The following is a 21,604-nucleotide window of genomic DNA, read 5'->3' on the forward strand; positions in this document are numbered from 1 at the left end:
TAATACTGGGCATGTCGTGAAAAACAGGGGGCAAGGGATGTTGCTTAAGAAAGATCGTGGTCGTCAGCTGTCTGCGCTGAGTTTGTGCCTGACAGTGATGTTTGCTCCACTGTTTACCGCTCAGGCCGATGAGCCTGAAATTGTACCGACTGACAGCTCCGCGACGATGGGCGCGCAGCCGACGTCGCTGTCACAACCGCTGGATCAGTCTCCGGCGACGGCCATCATGGCCGGCATTAAACCGCTGCCGGAAGGCATCGATACTGAATCATTACGCCAGCAGCTTATGACCGGGCTGCCCTCGGGCTATACTCCCGCTTATATTAACCAGCTCACGCTGCTTTACGCTGCGCGCGATATGAAACCGATGTGGGAAAATCGCGAGGCGGTACGTGCCTTCCAGCAGCAGCTGGCTGAAGTGGCGATTGCAGGTTTTCAGCCACAGTTCACGACCTGGGTTGAACTCCTGACCGACCCTGCCGTAACCGGACAGGCGCGTGACGTGGTGCTGTCTGATGCCATGATGGGCTACTTGCAGTTTGTGGCGGGGATTTCGGTGAACGGCAACCGCTGGTTATACAGCAGTAAACCGTACAAGCTGGCGACGCCCGCGCTGTCCGTCATTAATCAGTGGCAGCTGTCGCTGGACAACGGTGAACTGCCGCGCTTTATCGCAAGCCTTGCGCCCGCCCACCCGCAGTATGCCACGATGCATCAGTCGCTTCTTGAGCTGGTCGCGGATTCCCGCCCGTGGCCTCAGTTGCGTGAAACAGCAACGCTGCGTCCGGGACAATGGAGCAGCGATGTGCCTGCGATTCGCGAAATTATGAAACGGTCTGGCATGCTTGACAGCGGCCCTAAAATTGCGCTGCCCGGCGACGAGACGCAAAACGCAGTCGTCAGCCCGTCGGCGCCGGTAAAAGAGAAAACCGCCGTTGCGCTGAGCAATAAGCCCGCCGCTTACGATCGCGAACTGGTCGCGGCAGTGAAGCAGTTCCAGGCCGCGCAGGGGCTGGGCGCCGACGGCGTGATTGGTCCATCGACTCGCGACTGGCTGAACGTCTCTCCGGCCCAGCGGGCAGGGGTGCTGGCGTTGAATATCCAGCGCTTGCGCTTGCTGCCGGGCACGTTATCCACCGGCATTATGGTCAACATTCCGGCGTACTCCCTGGTCTACTATCAGGACGGTAGCGAAGTGCTGGCGTCCCGCGTGATTGTGGGTCGACCTGACCGCAAAACGCCGATGATGAGCAGCGCGCTGAATAACGTGGTGGTTAACCCGCCGTGGAACGTGCCGCCGACGCTGGCGCGCAAAGATATCCTGCCTAAGGTCTGGAATGACCCGGGCTATCTGGAGCGACATAACTATACGGTGATGCGTGGCTGGAACAGCAAAGAAGCGATTGACCCCTGGATGGTCGACTGGTCAACGATTACGCCTTCGAACCTGCCGTTCCGTTTCCAGCAGGCACCAGGTGCGCATAACTCGCTCGGACGTTACAAATTCAATATGCCAAGTTCGGACGCAATCTATCTGCATGATACCCCGAACCATAATCTGTTCCAGAAAGACGCACGCGCGCTCAGTTCTGGCTGCGTTCGCGTGAATAAGGCCTCGGAGCTGGCGAATATGCTGTTGCAGGATGCAGGCTGGAACGATACGCGGATATCAGATGCCCTGAAGCAGGGGGATACGCGTTACGTCAATATCCGCCACAATATTCCGGTCAATCTTTACTATCTGACGGCGTTTGTGGGCGCGGACGGACGTACCCAGTATCGTACAGATATTTACAATTATGATCTGACAGCGCGATCCGGCGCACAAATCTTGCCAAAAGCGGAACAATTAATCAGGTAAATGAAGTAGTTCGGTAAAAATGATTGTCGTAAGTTATGGTGAATATGAGGCGATCTGGCTGAAAGCCGCGTATTCACTGGGATTGGGCGCCTTGACGTAGCAGGCTTTGCCAGTTATGGTGCCCTTCGTGCGCTAAGCATATTGACAATTTCTTTTACCTGTAGACCTGATTATCATGGACAAATTTGACGCTAATCGCCGCAAATTGCTGGCGTTAGGTGGCGTTGCGCTGGGCGCAGCAGCCATCCTTCCGACGCCAGCATTTGCCACCCTCTCGACACCCCGTCCGCGTATTTTAACGCTCAACAATCTGCATACTGGTGAGACGCTTAAAGCGGAATTTTTCGATGGCAGAGGCTATATTCAGGATGAATTAGCACGACTCAACCATTTTTTCCGTGATTTCCGCGCGAACAAAATCAAAGCCATCGACCCTGGATTATTCGATCAGCTTTACCGCTTGCAGGGACTGCTGGGGACCAAAAGGCCGGTGCAACTCATTTCTGGCTATCGCTCTCTGGATACCAACAATGAACTTCGCGCCCACAGCCGTGGGGTAGCGAAAAAAAGCTATCACACCAAAGGGCAGGCGATGGATTTCCATATTGAAGGCGTTTCGTTAGCCAATATTCGCAAAGCGGCGTTATCTATGCGCGCAGGTGGTGTAGGATACTACCCACGTAGCAACTTTGTGCATATTGATACCGGGCCGGTTCGGCACTGGTAATAACGAAACACAGGAGCAGTATGAACTATCGTATTATTCCGGTTACCGCGTTCTCACAGAACTGTTCATTGATCTGGTGTGAACAAACTAAACTGGCCGCGCTTGTTGATCCCGGTGGCGACGCTGAGACAATCAAGCAGGAAGTCGCTGCAAGCGGTGTAACGCTGATGCAGATTTTACTGACCCATGGCCATCTTGACCATGTGGGTGCAGCGGCTGAACTGGCTGAACACTACGGTGTGCCGATTATCGGCCCGGAAAAAGAAGATGAGTTCTGGCTTCAGGGGCTGCCTGCCCAAAGCCGCATGTTTGGTCTGGATGACTGTCAGCCACTGACACCGGACCGCTGGCTGAACGAAGGCGATCGCGTTAACGTAGGGAATGTAACTTTACAGGTGTTGCATTGCCCCGGGCATACGCCTGGCCATATTGTCTTCTTTGATGACGCGTCGCGTCTGCTGATTTCCGGTGACGTGATTTTCAAAGGGGGCGTAGGACGCAGCGATTTCCCACGCGGCGATCACGGTCAGCTGATTCAGTCGATTAAGCAGAAGTTATTACCGTTAGGTGATGATGTGACGTTTATCCCTGGACACGGACCAATGTCAACGCTGGGCGATGAGCGGTTGCATAACCCGTTCCTTCAGGATGAAATGCCTGTCTGGTAAACCCTTTCAATAAAAAAGCCTGCGCGATGCAGGCTTTTTTTATGGGTGCAGGTTACAGCACCGCGACAATGGCTTCGCACAGTGGCGCCATGTTGTCAGGCGTCATACCTGCAACGTTCACGCGGCCAGAGGCAACGGCATAGACGCCAAACTCTTCACGCAGGCGCAGCACCTGCTCTTTGGTCAGGCCGCTGAAGGAGAACATGCCGTTCTGCTTGATGATGAAGCTGAAGTCACGGTCGGCGCCTTTCTCAGCCAGCGTGTTCACAAACAGCAGACGCATGCGTTGAATGCGCTGACGCATATCGTTCAGCTCTTGTTCCCAGATTGCGCGCAGCGCATCGTTGCTCAGGATCGTCGCAACTACAGACGCACCGTGTGCCGGTGGGTTGGAGTAGTTAGCGCGGATCACGGACTTCATCTGGCTGAATGCGCGATCGACAGTTTGATCGTCAGCGGCCACCAGCGTACAGGCGCCGACACGCTCGTTATACAGACCAAAGTTCTTGGAATAGGAGCTTGCGACAATCAGCTCCTGATGGACGGCGGCGAATGCGCGCAGACCTTCAGCATCTTCTTCCAGACCACGGGCAAAGCCCTGGTAAGCGAAGTCGAACAGCGGCAGCCAGCCTTTTTCAACGGACAGCTTAGCCAGCTGTTCCCACTGTTCAAGCGTAGGATCGATACCAGTTGGGTTATGGCAGCAGCCATGGAACAGCACCACATCGCCCGCCTGGGCTTCGCTCAGGCTGGCCAGCAGACCGTCGAAATCCAGCGTGTGGTTTGCCGCGTCATAGTAGGCGTATTCACGGACTTCCAGACCCGCAGAATTAAACACGCTCTTGTGGTTCGGCCAGCTTGGATTGCTTACCCAGACACGCTTCACAGAGGTGTTTTTCGCCAGGAAATCTGCCGCCACGCGCAGTGCGCCGGTACCGCCTGGGGTCTGCGCCGTGCGGGCGCGTTTTTCGCTCACAATGGTGCTGCCTTTGCCGAACAGCAGCTCCTGGGTGCAGCGACCAAATTCAGGGATACCATCAATACCGAGGTAGTTTTTGGTGGTTTCGTTTTCCAGCAGATACTGCTCAGCTTTTTTGACGCTGGTCAGTACCGGAGTTTTGCCGGTTTCATCTTTATATACACCAATACCCAGGTTGATTTTGCCAGGGCGGTCGTCGGCACGAAACAGATCGGCCAGGCCCAGAATTGGGTCGGCAGGAGCGGCAGTAATGTTCTCAAACATGACGAAGTTCCATTGTGATTACAGAAGTGAAATCCGCTATCAGGTTAACGGTAGATTTACAAAATGCCAACCGTTTGCGACGAAAAGCGTGCGGCTTTTCAAAAGTCGCTATTATTTTCTCTCGGGAATAAAAAAACAGGGCCGAAGCCCTGTTCTTTAAGCATATAGCAACGAGGTGTGCTGATTAGAACTGGTAAACCAGACCCAGAGCCACGATGTCGTCGTTGTTGATGCCCAGCTTGTTGTCGTCTTTCAGCTGGTTGATCTGATAGTCAACATAGGTAGACATGTTTTTGTTGAAGTAGTAGGTCGCACCGATATCAACGTAGTTGATGTAGTCTTCGTCACCGATACCTTCTACGTCTTTCGCTTTAGATTTGTAGTAAGCGATGGATGGACGCAGGCCGAAATCGAACTGGTACTGAGCGACAACAGAGAAGTCCTGAGACTTGTTAGCGAAACCACGGCTGCCCAGGCGCGCTGCGTTACGCATTTCGCCATAAATGGCTGCCAGGTAGATGTTGTTCGCGTCGTATTTCAGGCCGGTTGCCCACTGTTCAGCTTTGTCGCCTTCACCCCATTCCAGAGTCTGCTGGTTGTTGGTACGGTCAGCGGCGCCATAAGCACCGACAATGCCGAAGCCTTCGTAGTCATAGCTCAGAGAGGTCGCCCAGCCGTCGCCGTTGGAACGTACCGCGTCATCACGTTCATTTTTGCCCAGGTACTGAACACCAAAGTTCAGACCGTCAACCAGGCCGAAGAAGTTGCTGTTACGGTAAGTCGCCAGACCACCCGTACGGCCTGCGAAGAAGTTATCGCTCGCGCCGGTGTCGCCGCCGAACTCAGGCAGCATATCGGTGATGCCGATTGCGTCATAGACCAGACCGTAGTTACGACCGTAGTCGAAGGAGCCTGCGTCACCAAATTTCAGACCTGCGAATGCCAGACGGGTTTTGTTGCCGTTCTGCGCATCGCCGCCTTCAGAGTTGTTACCCTGGAAGTTGTATTCCCACTGACCGTAGCCAGTCAGCTGATCGTTGATCTGAGTTTCACCTTTGAAGCCCAGACGCGCGTAAGTGTTGTCGCCATCGTTGCCCGCGTAATCAGAGAAGTAATGCAGGCCAACTGCTTTCCCGTAAAGATCTAATTTGTTGCCGTCTTTGTTATAGATTTCAGCAGCGTTTGCTGCACCGGCTACCAGCAGGGCAGGGACTACCACTGCCAGGATATTGCGCTTCATCATTATTTATTACCCTCATTGGTTTTTTTATGACACTCGCCACTGCCGTCAATAAATTCTGTCAATAAATATTTCCGGAACTATTGATGAGAGTTAGGTGTCTTTATGTGTCTGACAGGCATCTATCCATTCATAGAACCGTTTCGCTACACTGAAAGTGCTACAATCTTCAAGATTCAGTTACCAAAAGAAAATATGTGTAACTAAATATGTATTTTTGGGAACTTTGTGAAGCACCTCAAACTTCAGCGCGTTCTGGTGAATTAAACCTCCGCTTTATTCTTATATATATGATTTCCTTATGTTTAATTTAGCTAAAGGTCTTTCGTATAAACAGAAGTTAAACGGCTCATTTTTTCTTATAATCGACAAAAGCCATCCAGATGGCTGTGAATGTGGTTGTTTTTTGTGCTATTACGTAAGGATTGTATTAAGCGCAATAAGAATAGGGTTATTTTTTTGTCTAAGGATATTTCGTGGAAACAAAACGTAACAGGTAGAGGGAATTGCGGGGTTGTGGTTTATAGACGCTTACTTTTGACTGACGAAAACTGACATTGCAGGATAAAATAATGGCCAGCATTTGCTGGCCATTAATGATTTGGTCGGTTAGAAACTTGCGTTACGCGGTGTGCGTGGGAACGGAATCACATCACGTACGTTCTGAACACCTGTTACGTAAGCAATCAGACGTTCGAAGCCCAGGCCAAAGCCAGAGTGCGGAACGGTGCCGTAGCGACGGAGATCGCGATACCAGCTGTAGTCCGCCGGGTTCAGGCCCATCTCCTGCATACGCGCGTCCAGCACATCCAGGCGCTCTTCACGCTGGGAGCCACCGATGATCTCACCGATGCCCGGCGCCAGAACATCCATCGCGGCAACGGTTTTACCATCTTCGTTAAGGCGCATATAGAACGCCTTAATGTCTTTCGGATAGTTTTTCACCACAACCGGTGCTTTGAAGTGCTTCTCTGCCAGATAACGTTCATGCTCGGAGGAGAGATCCACGCCCCAGTAAACCGGGTTTTCGAATTTCTCACCGCATTTTTCCAGGATAGCGACCGCGTCGGTGTAATCCACCTGCGCGAAGTCTGCGGAGACGAAGCGCTCAAGACGGGCGATGGCGTCCTTATCGACACGCTCAGCGAAGAATTTCATGTCGTCTGCGCGTTCTTCGAGAACGGCTTTGAACACGTATTTCAGCATCGCTTCTGCCAGGCCAGCCACGTCATTCAGATCGGCAAAGGCGACTTCCGGCTCCAGCATCCAGAATTCCGCCAGGTGACGGCTGGTGTTAGAGTTTTCCGCACGGAAGGTTGGGCCGAAGGTGTAGATCTTAGACAGCGCACAGGCGTAGGTTTCGCCGTTGAGCTGGCCGGAAACCGTCAGGAAGGCTTCTTTACCAAAGAAGTCTTTGTCGTAATCGACTTTTCCTTCCGGCGTACGTGGCAGGTTTTCCATATCCAGCGTTGAAACGCGGAACATTTCACCTGCGCCTTCGGTATCGGATGCCGTGATCAGCGGAGTAGACACCCAGAAGTAACCCTGCTCGTCAAAGAAGCGATGCAGCGCCTGCGCCAGCGTATGACGCACGCGCGCCACTGCACCAATCAGGTTGGTGCGCGGACGCAGGTGCGCAACTTCACGCAGATATTCGATGCTGTGACGCTTTGCAGCCATCGGATAGGTGTCCGGATCTTCAACCCAGCCGGTCACTTCCACTGAGGTCGCCTGAATTTCGTAGCTCTGACCCTGGCCCGGAGAGGCCACCACAACACCGGTGACGATCACGGAACAGCCGGTTGTCAGGTGCAGAACGCCATCATTGTAATTGGGCAGAGAATTATTAATGACGGCCTGTACAGGATCAAAGCAGGAACCGTCATAGACGGCGAGGAAGGAGATGCCAGCTTTAGAATCTCGGCGAGTACGCACCCATCCGCGCACGGTGACCTCCTGGTCAACGGCGACACGGCCCTGGAGTACGTCGGCTACAGGCACAACGCTCATAATATTCTCTCTGTTAATAGTCGGAAAAAATAAACACTTGTCCGCCCTTATAGGGGGGATATCTATGTTACCTGCCATCCGCTATCAGACAAGTAAATTTCACCGTCTTAAGAGAAGAAATAAGAAATTAATAAGAGAAGGGGAGCCATGAAGGCTCCCCCGAAGCCGTTAACTGGCTTTTTTAACCTGAGGCAGATCGAAGGCTTTACGTAATGCGCGGACAAACGCTTTGTCATGGCAGATGGTTTTGCCAGGGCTGTCGGAGAGCTTCGCGACCGGCTTACCGTTACATTCCACTAGCTTTATGACGATGTTCAGCGGTTTCACCTGGGGGATATCACAGGTTAAGCGCGTACCAATTCCGAAACTCAGGTTCACCCGCGATGAGAAGTGGCGATAAAGGTCGACGGCTTTCGCCAGGTCAAGGTTATCGGAGAAGACCAGCACCTTACTCATGGGATCGATACCCAGTTTTTCGTAATGGGCGATGGCTTTCTCACCCCATTCAACCGGGTCCCCGGAATCATGGCGCAAACCCTGGTAGCGTTCGGCAAACTCAGGGCCAAAGTCGCGCAGGAACGCGTCCATGGTAATGCAGTCGGTAAGGGCAATACCCAGCCGATCCGGGTATTCCTCAAGCCACGCGGCGAGGGCGGCGCGCTGGCTGTTGGCAAGGTCAGGGCTGATCTGCTGGTGCGCCTGGAACCATTCGTGCGCCTGGGTACCCATCGGCGTTAAATCAAGGCGACGCGCCAGATCGTAGTTACTGGTGCCAACGAACCACGGCTCCTGTTGCAGACGTCTGACAATGGCTTCCTGAACCTCGCGAGAGAAGCGGCGGCGCGTGCCAAAGTCCATCAGACGGAAGCGGGACATATCCAGCCCTTCTGTCAGTCTGGAAAACTCAACGAGTTTATTCTCCAGAGCGGCAACCGCCTGCGTTACACCGGTTTCAGGGGAGCGATAGCGGTGGGCCAGCTCGCTGATCACGGCCAGAAGCGGCACTTCCCACATGATCACTTCGCGCCACGGGCCGGTCAGACGAATGTCCAGGTTGCCGTTATCATTGGTGACGGTGACCTGTTCCGGCTTATAGCGGAACTCACGCAGCCAGTTCAGATAGTCCGCTTTAAAGAAAGGCAGGCCTGAAAGCCACTGATATTCGTCATCGGTGAGCGCCAGATGCTGCATGGCATCGACCTGTTCACGAATGGAATCTGCGTAGATACCCAGCAAGTCGTCACCCCGGCAGCGAAATTCCGCCGCAACATGAACATCATGATAGTGGTGAAACACGGCTTGCTGCATATGCAGCTTGTACGCGTCGGTATCCAGCAACGTATGCAGAACCGGAGAAGCGAATTGAGTCATAGGTGCGCTGTAGCATCCTCTCACGGGAGCGTTTAGTACAATAAACAACTCCGGAGTATACCCTGTTTAGTGATTTATTGAACCCCGATCACAACATAAGCACACTTTATGGTCGAGCGCATTTCGTGCCCCGTGTTATAAAAATGTAGCAAAAACGGCGTTGTGCCTGAAAAGATGAACATTCTGCATAGCGCGTTTTACACAACCGGAATATATTGAATCGTTACTCGACAAACGATGCATAAGGTTTTCTATGACACAACAGCCACAAGCTAAATACCGCCACGACTACCGTGCGCCGGATTACCTGATAAGCGATATCGATCTGACCTTCGACCTGGATGCCACAAAAACCGTCGTGACGGCGGTAAGCCAGGTGACGCGCCAGAGCGCGACAGCCGTGCCGCTGCGTCTGGATGGTGAAGACCTGACGCTGGTTTCCCTGCATATTAATGATGAAGCCTGGTCAGACTATAAAGAAGAAGGCAACCAGCTGGTCATCGACAACCTGCCGGAACGCTTTACCCTGCGCATCGTGAATGAAATCAGCCCTGCCGCCAATACCGCGCTGGAAGGGCTTTACCAGTCAGGCGTAGCCCTGTGCACCCAATGTGAAGCCGAAGGGTTCCGCCACATTACCTGGTATCTGGATCGCCCGGACGTCCTGGCGCGCTTTACCACCAAAATTATTGCCGACAAAACGCTGTACCCGTACCTGCTTTCCAACGGCAACCGGATTGGTGAAGGGGAACTGGAGAATGGCCGTCACTGGGTACAGTGGCAGGATCCGTTCCCTAAACCCTGCTACCTGTTTGCGCTGGTGGCGGGCGATTTCGATGTTCTGCGCGACACCTTTAAAACGCGCTCTGGCCGTGAAGTCGCGCTGGAGCTGTTCGTGGACCGTGGCAACCTTGACCGCGCCCCGTGGGCAATGACCTCCCTCATCAACTCCATGAAGTGGGATGAAACGCGCTTTGGCCTCGAATATGACCTCGACATCTATATGATCGTTGCTGTCGATTTCTTCAATATGGGCGCGATGGAGAATAAAGGTCTTAACATCTTCAACTCCAAATACGTGCTGGCGCGTACCGATACCGCAACGGATAAAGATTACCTCGATATCGAACGCGTTATCGGCCACGAATATTTCCATAACTGGACCGGGAACCGCGTCACCTGCCGCGACTGGTTCCAGCTGAGCCTGAAAGAGGGCTTAACCGTCTTCCGCGATCAGGAGTTCAGCTCCGATCTGGGATCGCGGGCAGTGAACCGCATCAACAATGTGCGCACCATGCGTGGTCTGCAATTTGCAGAAGATGCCAGCCCAATGGCCCATCCGATCCGCCCGGATAAAGTCATTGAGATGAATAACTTCTACACCCTGACGGTGTACGAAAAAGGCGCTGAAATTATCCGCATGATCCACACCCTGCTGGGCGAAGCGAATTTCCAGAAAGGGATGCAGCTTTACTTCGAGCGTCATGACGGCAGTGCGGCCACCTGCGACGATTTTGTTCAGGCGATGGAAGACGCCTCTAACGTCGATCTGTCTCATTTCCGCCGCTGGTACAGCCAGGCCGGTACGCCGATTGTGACGGTCAAAGACGACTACAACCCGGAAACCGAGCAGTACACGCTGACCATCAGCCAGCGCACGCCGCCAACGGCGGAGCAGGAAGAGAAACATCCGCTGCACATTCCGTTCAGCGTTGAGCTGTACGACAACGAAGGCAACGTGATCCCGTTACAGAAGGGCGGCCACCCGGTGCATAACGTGCTGAACGTGACCCAGGCAGAGCAGACCTTTATCTTCGATAACGTCTATTTCCAGCCCGTTCCTGCCCTGCTGTGCGAATTCTCCGCGCCGGTGAAACTCGAATATAAGTGGAGCGATCAGCAGCTGACGTTCCTGATGCGTCACGCGCGCAACGATTTCTCGCGCTGGGATGCGGCACAAAGCCTGCTGGCGACCTACATCAAGCTGAACGTCAACCGTTACCAGCAGGGCCAGCCGCTGACGCTGCCGGTTCATGTGGCAGACGCCTTCCGTGCCATCCTGCTGGATGAGAATATTGACCCGGCGCTGGCGGCTGAAATTTTGACGCTGCCGTCTGCGACTGAAATCGCCGAGCTGTTTGACATCATTGACCCCATTGCGATCGTCGCCGTGCGTGAAGCGCTGACCCGCACGCTGGCGACCGAACTGGCAGATGAATTCCTCGCAATTTACAACGCCAACAAGCTGGACGCGTATCGGGTGGAACATGCGGATATCGGTAAACGTTCCCTGCGCAATACCTGCCTGCGCTATCTGGCATTTGGTGAGGCAGAGCTGGCGAACACGCTGGTCAGCAAGCAGTACCACGAAGCCGATAACATGACGGATGCGCTGGCCGCGCTGGCTGCAAGCGTTGCCGCCGAGCTGCCGTGCCGCGATGCGCTGATGCAGGAGTACGACGACAGGTGGCATCAGGATGGTCTGGTAATGGACAAGTGGTTCATTCTTCAGGCCACCAGCCCGGCAGCCGATGTACTCAGCAACGTACGCAGCCTGCTGAAGCACCGTTCGTTCACCATGAGCAACCCGAACCGCGTCCGCTCCCTGATTGGCGCGTTTGCCAGCAGCAACCCGGCCGCGTTCCATGCTGAAGACGGCAGCGGTTATCAGTTCATGGTTGAAATGCTGACCGAGCTGAACAGCCGTAACCCGCAGGTGGCGTCTCGTCTGATTGAGCCGCTGATCCGCCTGAAACGCTACGATGCGCAGCGTCAGGCGAAAATGCGTGCCGCACTTGAGCAGCTGAAAGGGCTGGAAAATTTGTCTGGCGATCTGTACGAGAAGATTACAAAGGCGCTGGCCTGATGTAAAAAAGCCCGGTGGCGCTTCGCTTACCGGGCCTACGATTTGCCCTTGCGCCGTGCTCCCTGTTGAAGAGGGCCGGGGTGAGGGCATCAGGCATTAGCCTTTATCCGCTGAATCTCCGCTTCTCCACGTTTCATCACTCTATCCAGCACTTCCGCCTCCAGCTCCGCCAGTCTGGCCGATCCCACCCGGCGAGGACGTGGAATATCCACCGTCAGATCCAGACCAATTTTACCCTCTTCTATTAACAGCACCCTGTCTGCCATTGCCACAGCTTCGCTTACGTCATGCGTCACCAGCAGCACCGTAAAGCCGTGCGTCTGCCAGAGGGTTTCAATCAGATCCTGCATCTCGATCCGCGTCAGGGCATCAAGCGCGCCGAGCGGTTCATCAAGCAGCAGCAGACCGGGACGATGAATCAGCGCGCGTGCCAGGGCCACGCGCTGCTTTTGTCCACCCGACAGGGCCGCAGGCCACTCTCCCGCGCGATTCTCCAGCCCGACGGCGGCGAGTGCCTGCCGGGCATCCTCCCGCCAGCTACCCTTCAGGCCCAGCCCGACGTTATCCATCACCGTTTTCCACGGCAGCAGACGCGCGTCCTGAAACATCATGCGCGTATCATCCTGAATCGTGGACAGCGGCGTGGTGCCTGCCAGAATGTCACCGCTGTTTGGCGCCTCCAGCCCGGCTAAAAGACGCAGCAGGGTACTCTTGCCGCCACCGCTGCGGCCAACAACGGCCACAAACTGTCCGGCAGGAATATGCAGATCCAGTGCATTCAGAATGGTGTTGTCGCCGTAGCGTTTGGTCACGCCGTTCAGCAGTAACGGTGTTCCCTGGTTCAGTCGTGCAGTATTCATGCTTTCGCCTCCTGAGCGGTGTAGGCCGGGTTCCAGCGCAGCCAGCTACGTTCCAGCCACTGGGCGCTGACGTCCGCAAGTTTGCCGAGCAGGGCATAAAGGATAATGGCAACCACCACCACGTCCGTTTGCAGGAACTCGCGGGCGTTCATCGCCAGATAACCAATGCCGGAGTTGGCCGAAATGGTTTCCGCCACGATCAGGGTTAGCCACATCAGGCCGAGCGCAAAACGTACCCCAACCATAATGGAGGGCAGGGCGCCCGGCAGGATCACATGGGTAAACAGGGCAAAACCTGACAGGCCATAGCTGCGGGCCATCTCAACCAGACCGCGATCGATATTGCGGATCCCATGCCAGGTATTGATATAAATCGGGAATAATGTTCCCAGCGCCACGAGGAAAATTTTGGCGCTCTCATCAATGCCGAACCACAGGATAACCAGCGGAATAAGCGCCAGATGCGGCACGTTACGCAGCATTTGAACGGAGGTATCCAGCAGCCGCTCACCCCAGCGGGACAGGCCGCTGATCAGCCCCAGCGTCAGGCCGATGCTCCCGCCAATCGAAAAGCCGATTACCGCGCGCCAGGAGCTGATGGCAAGATGTTGCCACAGCTCACCGCTGGCGCTTAGCGACCAGAACGCTTCCACAACGCCCTCCGGAGAGGGCAAAATACGGCTCGACAGCCAGCCAGTTGAAGACGCCAGTTGCCAGACGAGGACAATGCCGACGGGCAGAAACCACGGCGCGGCGCGCAGCAGCCATTTTTGTGCGGTTTCAGACATGGTGGCTCCTTAACTTTGCGCGACTTTTCTCGGGATAAACGCATTCGCCACGGCTTCGCCCTGCAACTGAAGCTGACGTGGCTGCGGAATTTCCGGGATAGCGACATCCAGGTGCGGGAAGAGCAGTTCACCCACCTTGTAGGCCTCCTCCAGATGCGGGTAGCCAGACAGGATAAAGCTGTCGATCCCCAGCGCCGCGTATTCATTAATGCGTGCCGCTACGGTTGGACCGTCGCCGACCAGCGCCGTACCGGCGCCGCCACGCACCAGACCCACCCCGGCCCACAGGTTCGGGCTGATCTCAAGATTTTCACGCTTGCCGTTGTGCAGGGAGGCCATTCGGTGTTGGCCCACTGAGTCGGTTTTGGCAAACGCCGCCTGTGCTTTGGCGATAGTGTCGTCGTCCAGATGAGCGATCAGACGGTCGGCAGCTTGCCAGGCCTCGTCGTTGGTTTCGCGTACGATCACGTGCAGGCGAATGCCGAAGCGCACCGTACGGCCATGTTCTGCGGCTTTGGCGCGTACCTGAGCAATTTTCTCTTTAACCAGCTCCGGTGGCTCGCCCCAGGTCAGATAGAGATCGACCTGCTCAGCCGCCAGCTCCTGCGCCACGTCCGACGATCCGCCGAAATAAAGGGGAGGGCGCGGCTGTTGTACCGGCGGGAAGTAGAGTTGCGCATCGCGAACGTGAATATGTTTTCCTTCGAAGGTGACGGTTTCCCCTTCCAGCAGACGTCGCCAGACGCGGGTGAACTCTGCGGAGGCTTCATAGCGCTCGGTATGATCGAGAAAAACGCCATCGCCCGCCAGCTCCTGCGGATCGCTGCCCGTCACCAGGTTGAACAGCGCGCGGCCGTTGGAGAGCCTGTCCAGCGTTGCCGCCTGGCGTGCCGCGACGGTGGGCGACACCACGCTTGGGCGCAAGGCTACCAGGAATTTCAGGCGCTGGGTGACGGGGATCATCGACGCGGCAACCAGCCACGCGTCCTCACATGAACGGCCCGTCGGGATCAGCACCCCGGTAAAACCGATGCGGTCTGCCGCCTGGGCGATCTGCTGTAGATAGCCGTGATCGACCGGGCGGGCGCCTTCTTCTGTGCCAAGATAGTGTCCATCACCGTGGGTGGGTAAAAACCAGAAAAGATTCAGACTCATGATTTTTTTCCTTCAATGCCAGCGGGTTGCCAGATGCGTTCGCGAATATTCACCTGCTTTGGAACCAGGCGGTTTTGATAAAAGAGGTCTGCCGTTTGCTGCTGGAGGGCGGCAACGTGGGCGTCAACCGGCGCTATGGTGGTGGGAGGACGGTGGTCAAGATAGGTGGCGATCACCGGTTCAGGCAGGCCCATGGTTTTTGCCAGCAGCGTGATGCTCTGCTGACGCTGGCTTTGGGTCAGCGCATCGGCCTGAGAGAAGGTATCCAGCACCTGCTGAATAAATGCGCCATTTTTTTCAGCGTAAGGACGTGCCGCCAGGTAGAACGAACCGGTTTGCTTCAGGGTGGTGCCGTCTTTCAGCACCCGCACACCGCCCTGCAACAGTGCGGCGGAGTAGTACGGATCCCAGATAGCCCAGGCATCAACATTTTTTTGCTGAAACGCCGCGCGCGCATCGGCAGGCGTCAGGTAAACGGGCTGGATATCGGTGAATTTAAGGCCGGCCTCCTGCAACGCGCGCAGCAGCAGGTTGTGCGAGCTGGAACCTTTCTGGAAAGCAACCTTATGGCCTTTGAGATCGGCGACGCTTTTGATCTCGCTGTTTTCCGGCACCAAAATAACCTCTGCCTTCGGCTTGGCGGGTTCAACGCCAACGTAAACCAGATCCGCCCCGGCCGCCTGGGCAAAGATCGGCGGGATATCGCCGGTGCTGCCTAAATCAATACTCCCGACGTTCAGCGCCTCCAGCATCTGCGGTCCGGCAGGGAACTCGACCCATGAGAATTTGGTCTGCGGGAAACGTTTCTCCAGCAACGCATGGCTTTTCGCCAGCACCATGCTGACGCTGCCTTTCTGATAACCGATACGCAGGCTCTCCGGCGTTTTCTCCGCCGCCTGAGCCAGCGATGCCACTGCCAGCAGACCTGCCAGCCCGATACGGGTAACTGTTTTAAACATGCGCCACTCCTTGTGATTGATGAAATGCCGCCGCGTGGCGATCCCGACGATTAAGGGCGTGCCAGAAGGTTTCAAGCGCGCTGTCGAGGCGGGTTTGCAGATTCGGCGTGAAATGCGGTTTATGCTGGTAGTCGATTACCTGTGAGTCGTCAGCGAAGACGCCATGCAGGATCTCCTGCGCTTTCAGCGCGTTCAGAACCGGCTTGAGGGCATAATCCACCGCCAGTAAATGGGCTACCGTACCGCCTGTGGCCAGCGGCAGGACGACCTTACCGTCCAGCGCGCGTTCGGGCAGCAGATCGAGCAGCGTTTTCAGTGCACCGGAAAAAGAGGCTTTATAAATTGGTGTCGCGACGACCAACCCGTCAGCACGCTTAAGTTGTTCGATCAGGGTTTTCAGCGCCGGGCTGTCGAAACGTGCGTAGAGCAGATCTTCAGGCGCGAAATTGTGCAAATTCCAGTGACACACTTCGACATCCAGAGCATTAAGCTTTTCGCGAGCGTATTCCAGCAGTGCGCTGGATCGAGAGGGGAAGCGGGGGCTTCCGGCCAGGGTAATGACGCGCATGGTTGCTCCTTATAACTAATTGTTTGCTTTTATCTAACATTCATAACAATTTTCAGGAGTGTGACATTGCGTGGTTATTCCACTAAATGATTTATCCTCAGGATGAATGCAGAAAAAAGCATAAGAAGCGAACCGATAAGTAAACGATTGCGTTTTACATGGCTTTTTTTGCCACAGGTCAATTCCCTTTCCGGGCAGGATCGCACATAATCCCCTCCCGGTTTGCACACCGGGAATCCAGGAGAGTTCATGTACTACCCCTTCGTTCGTAAAGCCCTTTTCCAGCTCGATCCTGAGCGCGCTCATGAATTTACATTTCAGCAGTTACGTCGTATTACAGGAACGCCTCTGGCCGCGCTGGTGCGTCAAAACGTGCCGGAAAAACCTGTCCAATGCATGGGCCTGACGTTCAAAAATCCACTGGGCCTTGCGGCCGGTCTGGACAAAAATGGCGAATGCATTGATGCACTCGGTGCGATGGGCTTTGGCTCGATCGAAATCGGGACGGTGACGCCGCGTCCGCAGCCGGGAAATGACAAGCCACGTCTGTTCCGCCTGGTTGAAGCCGAGGGGCTGATCAACCGCATGGGCTTTAATAACCTTGGCGTCGATCATCTGGTTGAGAACGTTAAGAAAGCCCATTTTGATGGTGTGCTGGGTATTAATATTGGCAAAAATAAAGACACGCCAGTCGAGCAGGGTAAAGATGACTATCTGATTTGTATGGAAAAAGTCTATGCCTATGCCGGTTATATCGCGGTGAATATATCCTCGCCTAACACCCCAGGGCTGCGTTCATTACAATATGGCGAAGCGCTTGACGATCTTCTTAGCGCCATTAAAAATAAACAAACGGCACTACAGGCGATCCACCATAAATATGTTCCGGTCGCGGTTAAGATCGCCCCGGATCTTTCGGCAGAGGAATTGATCCAGGTTGCCGACAGTTTAGTTCGCCATAATATTGATGGTGTGATTGCGACCAATACAACGCTCGATCGCTCCCTCGTCCAGGGAATGAAAAACTGTGACGAAGCGGGTGGATTAAGTGGCCGTCCGGTACAATTAAAAAGCACCGAAATTATTCGCGCACTCTCCGCGGAATTAAAAGGCCAGCTGCCGATTATTGGCGTGGGTGGCATTGACTCCGTCATCGCTGCACGTGAGAAGATGGCGGCAGGGGCTTCACTGGTGCAAATTTATTCCGGCTTTATTTTTAAAGGGCCGCCATTGATTAAAGAAATTGTCACGCATATCTAATCTTTTCTCTTAATCAGACAACCAGGGCTTTATTTCCAGCCCTGGTTGTTTTATATTCCGTCATTGTTGCTTATTTAGACATTATAGTCTTTTATTACTAGTGTTATAAGCGAAGCGGCAAACAGGACATTTTTAGTACAGGACGTTTTGGGGACGGGAGAGAAACATGCGAATTAAACCTGACGATAACTGGTGCTGGTATTTTTGTGACGAGCATGACCGTATGATGCTCGACTTAGCCAATGGCATGTTGTTTCGCTCTCGTTTTGCGCGCCGAATGTTAACGCCAGACGCGTTTGCTCCCTCAGGCTTTTGCGTTGACGACGCTGCACTCTATTTCTCTTTTGAAGAAAAATGCCGCGACTTCAATCTCTCCAAAGAACAGCGCGCTGAACTGGTACTAAATGCGCTGGTGGCGATCCGTTTCCTGAAACCACAAATGCCGAAAAGCTGGCATTTCCTCGCGCACGGTATGAGCTGGACCCCGGCTATCGGCGATGCGGCCAGCGTCAATCTGAGCGATACCGAAGAAGAGGTGAATTTGCTGGTGGTTGAACCCGGTGAAAACGCTGCGCTCTGTTTGCTGGCCCAACCCGGCGTGACCATTGCCGGGCGAGTCATGCAGTTAGGTGATGCCATCAAAGTGATGAATGACAGGCTGAAGCCTCAGCTGCGCGTCGATTCCTTCAGCCTCGAACAGGCGGTTTAAGCTTCCAGCTGTACGGATGTTTTCGGTACACAGCTACAGCACAGGATCGTGCCGTCACTGCCAATCGCAGATTTCTTCAGGGCACTCACTTCACCATCGACCAGTTTAATGCGACAGCATCCGCAAATCCCCGCGCGACAGGAATAAGGTACGCGGATACCCGCCTGCTCCAGCTGTTCCAGTAGCACCTGCTGATTGTTACCACGAATAACTTTGCCTTCCCAGTGAATATCCACCGCGGAAGCGACGTTGGTGACAACGTCAACCATTTCTTCTTCCTGGCCTGCGCCGTACACTCTTGCAGGCCCGCGGGTAAGAATTTCGACCTCGTCGCCCACGCGGATTACGCCGCTGGAGCGGGGGATCAGGTTCTGGCCGAAGTCGACATCACCGTTATCCTGCGCGGTACGAAATGACTGCAAGGTTTTCAGCGGTTCGCCGGAAGGGTGTTTCTGGCCTTTCTCCGGGCTGACGGTGGTAAAAATACAGCGGCTGCACGGCTTCACGACATCAAAGATAACGCTGCCGATGCGGATCACTTTCCAGGTATCTTCATCCCAGGCATCCGCTCCGGTCACCACCAGATTCGGGCGAAACTGCTCCATCTGCACGCTGGCTTTGCAACGGGTTTGTAAATCACGCAGCGAGGCCTCGCTGGTCAGCAGGAAGGGAAAACCATCCGCAAAGGAGAGGGGAACCGCGTCGTGGCGTTTCACGCGACGAGTCAGCGCAGGCCCAACCCAGCGCAGCTGAACGTCACGTGAGAAAAAGCCGCTCAGCCACTGGTTAATGTTATCCGGCGCGATACGCGCGGTAAAATGATTGCCCCACACTTCCGTTGGTGCTTCAACCGGCGCAAAATCAGCAAAGCGGATCACGACGCTTGAACCGTCTGGCGCGGTCAAATGCAATCCGTCATGAAGCGGGGAAGGCGTAAAGCGAACCATCTGCGGGAACTGACGTGCGGTGATGAACGTACCGTCAGGCTCGGTGATCATAAAAATACGATCGAAGGCGAATCCGCTCATATCGGCCAGCGCGTGCGTCACGCCGATACCACGCATGGATTTCACCGGATGAATAAAAAGCCTGGATAACGTCGCCACTGCACACTCCCGCTAAATAAAATAAGCCTTCAACTTTATGACATACACGCCATATTAGCTATAATGCGCGACAATTTTCTATGAGTAAAAGTGACGATATGAATTCTCTGTTTGCCAGTACGGCCCGTGGGCTGGAAGAGCTGTTAAAAACTGAACTGGAAACCCTGGGCGCGAAAGAGTGCCAGGTGGTTCAGGGTGGTGTCCATTTTGAGGGCGACACGCGGCTTATTTACCAGAGCCTGATGTGGAGCCGTCTGGCGTCGCGCATCATGCTGCCGATGAAAGAGTGCAAGGTCTACAGCGATCTTGATCTCTACACCGGCGTACAGATGATCGACTGGACAGAGATCTTCACCCCGGACGCCACCTTTGCGGTGCATTTCAACGGCGTCAACGATGAGATCCGCAACAGCCAGTACGGCGCCCTGCGCGTCAAAGACGCCATTGTGGACTGCTTCACGCGTCGTAATAGAGAACGTCCGAACGTAGATCGTGAAAACCCGGATCTGCGTATCAACGTCTGGCTGAACGGCGACACTGCCAGTATTTCCCTGGATCTGAGCGGCGCAGGCCTGCATCTGCGCGGCTATCGCGATCGCACCGGCATGGCCCCAATCAAAGAGACACTGGCCGCCGCTATCGTGATGCGCTCCGGCTGGCAGCCGGGTACGCCGTTGCTCGATCCAATGTGCGGTTCCGGTACGCTGCTGATTGAAGCCGCGATGCTGGCCACCGACCGCGCGCCAGGGCTGCATCGTGGACAGTGGGGCTTCAAAGGCTGGGCGCAGCACGATGAAGCCCTCTGGAAAGAGGTCAAAGACGACGCGCAGACCCGTGCCCGTAAAGGGCTGGCGGAGTACACCTCTCACTTTTACGGTTCGGACAACGACCCACGGGTGATTGAACGCGCGCGCAGCAACGCCCGTCGTGCCGGTATCGGTGAGCTGGTGACCTTCGACGTCAAAGATGTGGCGAACCTGACCAATCCGCTGCCAAAAGGCCCGTACGGTACGGTGATCAGCAACCCGCCGTATGGTGAGCGTCTTGGCAGCGAGCCAGCGCTGATTGCGCTACACAGCCTGCTGGGCCGCAACATGAAAGCGCATTTCGGCGGCTGGAACCTCTCCCTGTTTAGCGCCTCGCCGGAGCTGCTGAGCTGCCTGCAATTACGTGCCGATCGCCAGTTCAAGGCGAAAAACGGCCCGCTGGACTGCGTGCAGAAAAACTACCATCTGGCAGAGATAGCAGCGGACAGCAAACCGTCTGGCGTGGCGGAAGATTATGCCAACCGTCTGCGCAAAAACCTGAAGAAATTTGAGAAGTGGGCGAAGCAGGAAGGCATCGAATGTTATCGCCTTTACGACGCTGACCTGCCGGAATACAACGTGGCGGTTGACCGCTATGCAGACTGGGTGGTGGTTCAGGAATACGCCCCGCCGAAAACCATTGATGCGCAAAAAGCGCGTCAGCGTATGCTGGATGTGATTGCGGCCACCATCGCCGTACTCGGCATTTCGCCAAACAAGCTGGTGCTGAAAACCCGTGAGCGTCAGAAAGGCAAAAACCAGTATCAGAAGATGGGCGAGAAGGGCGACTTCATCGAAGTGGGCGAATATAACGCGCGCCTGTGGGTTAACCTGACCGATTACCTTGATACCGGTCTGTTCCTCGATCACCGCATCGCCCGCCGCATGCTGGGCCAGATGAGTAAGGGCAAAGACTTCCTGAACCTGTTCTCCTATACCGGCAGCGCCAGCGTTCATGCAGGGCTTGGTGGGGCGCGTAGTACCACCACGGTCGATATGTCCCGTACTTATCTGGAGTGGGCAGAGCGCAACCTGCGTCTTAACGGCTTAACCGGTCGTCAGCATCGCCTGTTACAGGCCGACGTGCTGGGCTGGCTGCGCGATACCGACGAGCAGTTTGACCTGATCTTTATCGATCCGCCGACCTTCTCTAACTCCAAGCGTATGGAGGATAGCTTTGACGTTCAACGCGATCACCTGCGCCTGATGACCGACCTGAAGCGTCTGCTGCGTAAAGGCGGCACCATTATGTTCTCGAATAACAAGCGCGGATTCCGCATGGATCACGACGGCCTGGCCGAACTGGGACTTAAAGCACAAGAAATCAGCCAAAAAACGCTGTCTCAGGACTTTGCCCGTAACCGTCAAATCCACAACTGCTGGCTGATCTCCGCGGTCTGAAAGGAA

At 54.9% G+C, this 21,604-nt stretch carries 17 protein-coding genes; 7 read left to right on the plus strand and 10 right to left on the minus strand.

The annotated features are described in order from the left end of the window. Positions 1-37 precede the first annotated feature (37 nt). The 3 genes from ldtD (at position 38) to L2Y28_RS07425 (ending at position 3,256) form a co-directional block, all read left to right on the plus strand. A complete protein-coding gene (gene ldtD / locus L2Y28_RS07415; RefSeq protein WP_032621720.1) occupies positions 38-1,861 on the plus strand; it encodes a L,D-transpeptidase in 1,824 nt (607 codons plus the stop codon). Between the two features lie 175 nt (positions 1,862-2,036). Continuing rightward, positions 2,037-2,588, plus strand: coding sequence for a YcbK family protein (locus L2Y28_RS07420; RefSeq protein WP_003858202.1), 552 nt, complete (start codon positions 2,037-2,039; stop codon positions 2,586-2,588). A 20-nt stretch (positions 2,589-2,608) separates the two neighbouring features. Next, on the plus strand, positions 2,609-3,256 hold the full coding sequence (locus tag L2Y28_RS07425) for an MBL fold metallo-hydrolase (RefSeq protein ID WP_022647638.1): 648 nt from the start codon (positions 2,609-2,611) through the stop codon (positions 3,254-3,256). A 52-nt stretch (positions 3,257-3,308) separates the two neighbouring features. Here L2Y28_RS07425 and L2Y28_RS07430 read toward each other — a convergent pair whose 3' ends face one another. From L2Y28_RS07430 to pncB, 4 genes are all read right to left on the minus strand, one after another. Beyond that, positions 3,309-4,499, minus strand: coding sequence for an amino acid aminotransferase (locus L2Y28_RS07430; RefSeq protein ID WP_022647639.1), 1,191 nt, complete (start codon positions 4,497-4,499; stop codon positions 3,309-3,311). A gap of 184 nt (positions 4,500-4,683) precedes the next feature. Continuing rightward, the gene (gene ompF / locus L2Y28_RS07435; RefSeq protein ID WP_022647640.1) at positions 4,684-5,742 is read right to left on the minus strand and encodes a porin OmpF; all 1,059 of its coding nucleotides are present in this window, start codon (positions 5,740-5,742) and stop codon (positions 4,684-4,686) included. A 606-nt stretch (positions 5,743-6,348) separates the two neighbouring features. Next, positions 6,349-7,749 carry an asparagine--tRNA ligase gene (gene asnS, locus L2Y28_RS07440; RefSeq protein ID WP_022647641.1) on the minus strand — a complete coding sequence of 467 codons (1,401 nt, stop codon included), beginning with the start codon at positions 7,747-7,749 and terminating at the stop codon, positions 6,349-6,351. Positions 7,750-7,917: 168 nt separating this feature from the next. Then, positions 7,918-9,120 (minus strand): nicotinate phosphoribosyltransferase, encoded by a 1,203-nt coding sequence (gene pncB, locus L2Y28_RS07445; protein ID WP_022647642.1) that lies wholly within the window; start codon positions 9,118-9,120, stop codon positions 7,918-7,920. A 253-nt stretch (positions 9,121-9,373) separates the two neighbouring features. Here pncB and pepN point away from each other — a divergent pair, with 253 nt between their 5' ends. Then, on the plus strand, positions 9,374-11,986 hold the full coding sequence (pepN, locus tag L2Y28_RS07450; RefSeq protein ID WP_022647643.1) for an aminopeptidase N: 2,613 nt from the start codon (positions 9,374-9,376) through the stop codon (positions 11,984-11,986). A gap of 89 nt (positions 11,987-12,075) precedes the next feature. On the opposite strand, the gene ssuB is transcribed toward pepN, so the two are convergent. From ssuB to ssuE, 5 genes are read right to left on the minus strand one after another with little or no spacing between them, the layout of a single operon-like run. Beyond that, positions 12,076-12,846: an aliphatic sulfonates ABC transporter ATP-binding protein gene (ssuB, locus tag L2Y28_RS07455; RefSeq protein WP_022647644.1), complete on the minus strand. Its 771-nt coding sequence runs from the start codon at positions 12,844-12,846 to the stop codon at positions 12,076-12,078. Next, a complete protein-coding gene (ssuC, locus tag L2Y28_RS07460) occupies positions 12,843-13,634 on the minus strand; it encodes an aliphatic sulfonate ABC transporter permease SsuC (protein ID WP_022647645.1) in 792 nt (263 codons plus the stop codon). Before ssuC ends, ssuB begins: the two co-directional genes overlap by 4 nt. Before the next feature lie 9 nt (positions 13,635-13,643). Continuing rightward, positions 13,644-14,789 (minus strand): FMNH2-dependent alkanesulfonate monooxygenase, encoded by a 1,146-nt coding sequence (gene ssuD / locus L2Y28_RS07465; protein ID WP_017384817.1) that lies wholly within the window; start codon positions 14,787-14,789, stop codon positions 13,644-13,646. Further along, the gene (locus L2Y28_RS07470; protein ID WP_022647646.1) at positions 14,786-15,748 is read right to left on the minus strand and encodes a sulfonate ABC transporter substrate-binding protein; all 963 of its coding nucleotides are present in this window, start codon (positions 15,746-15,748) and stop codon (positions 14,786-14,788) included. The genes ssuD and L2Y28_RS07470 overlap by 4 nt, the downstream gene beginning before the upstream one ends. Further along, complete coding sequence (gene ssuE, locus L2Y28_RS07475; protein ID WP_022647647.1) at positions 15,741-16,316, minus strand: NADPH-dependent FMN reductase; 576 nt, start codon at positions 16,314-16,316, stop codon at positions 15,741-15,743. The genes L2Y28_RS07470 and ssuE overlap by 8 nt, the downstream gene beginning before the upstream one ends. 249 nt (positions 16,317-16,565) lie before the next feature. On the opposite strand from ssuE, the gene pyrD reads away from it, so the two are divergent. Then, positions 16,566-17,576 (plus strand): quinone-dependent dihydroorotate dehydrogenase, encoded by a 1,011-nt coding sequence (gene pyrD / locus L2Y28_RS07480; protein WP_015570907.1) that lies wholly within the window; start codon positions 16,566-16,568, stop codon positions 17,574-17,576. Positions 17,577-17,742: 166 nt separating this feature from the next. After that, positions 17,743-18,285, plus strand: a complete 543-nt coding sequence (gene zapC / locus L2Y28_RS07485) for a cell division protein ZapC (RefSeq protein WP_022647648.1) — start codon at positions 17,743-17,745, stop codon at positions 18,283-18,285. Here zapC and L2Y28_RS07490 read toward each other — a convergent pair. Continuing rightward, the gene (locus tag L2Y28_RS07490; RefSeq protein WP_022647649.1) at positions 18,282-19,391 is read right to left on the minus strand and encodes a YcbX family protein; all 1,110 of its coding nucleotides are present in this window, start codon (positions 19,389-19,391) and stop codon (positions 18,282-18,284) included. The genes zapC and L2Y28_RS07490 overlap by 4 nt on opposite strands. Before the next feature lie 98 nt (positions 19,392-19,489). On the opposite strand from L2Y28_RS07490, the gene rlmKL reads away from it, so the two are divergent. Beyond that, on the plus strand, positions 19,490-21,598 hold the full coding sequence (gene rlmKL / locus L2Y28_RS07495; RefSeq protein WP_032622253.1) for a bifunctional 23S rRNA (guanine(2069)-N(7))-methyltransferase RlmK/23S rRNA (guanine(2445)-N(2))-methyltransferase RlmL: 2,109 nt from the start codon (positions 19,490-19,492) through the stop codon (positions 21,596-21,598). Positions 21,599-21,604 lie beyond the last annotated feature (6 nt).

This window comes from Enterobacter sp. JH25, from assembly GCF_021725435.1.
GTDB lineage: Bacteria > Pseudomonadota > Gammaproteobacteria > Enterobacterales > Enterobacteriaceae > Enterobacter > Enterobacter intestinihominis.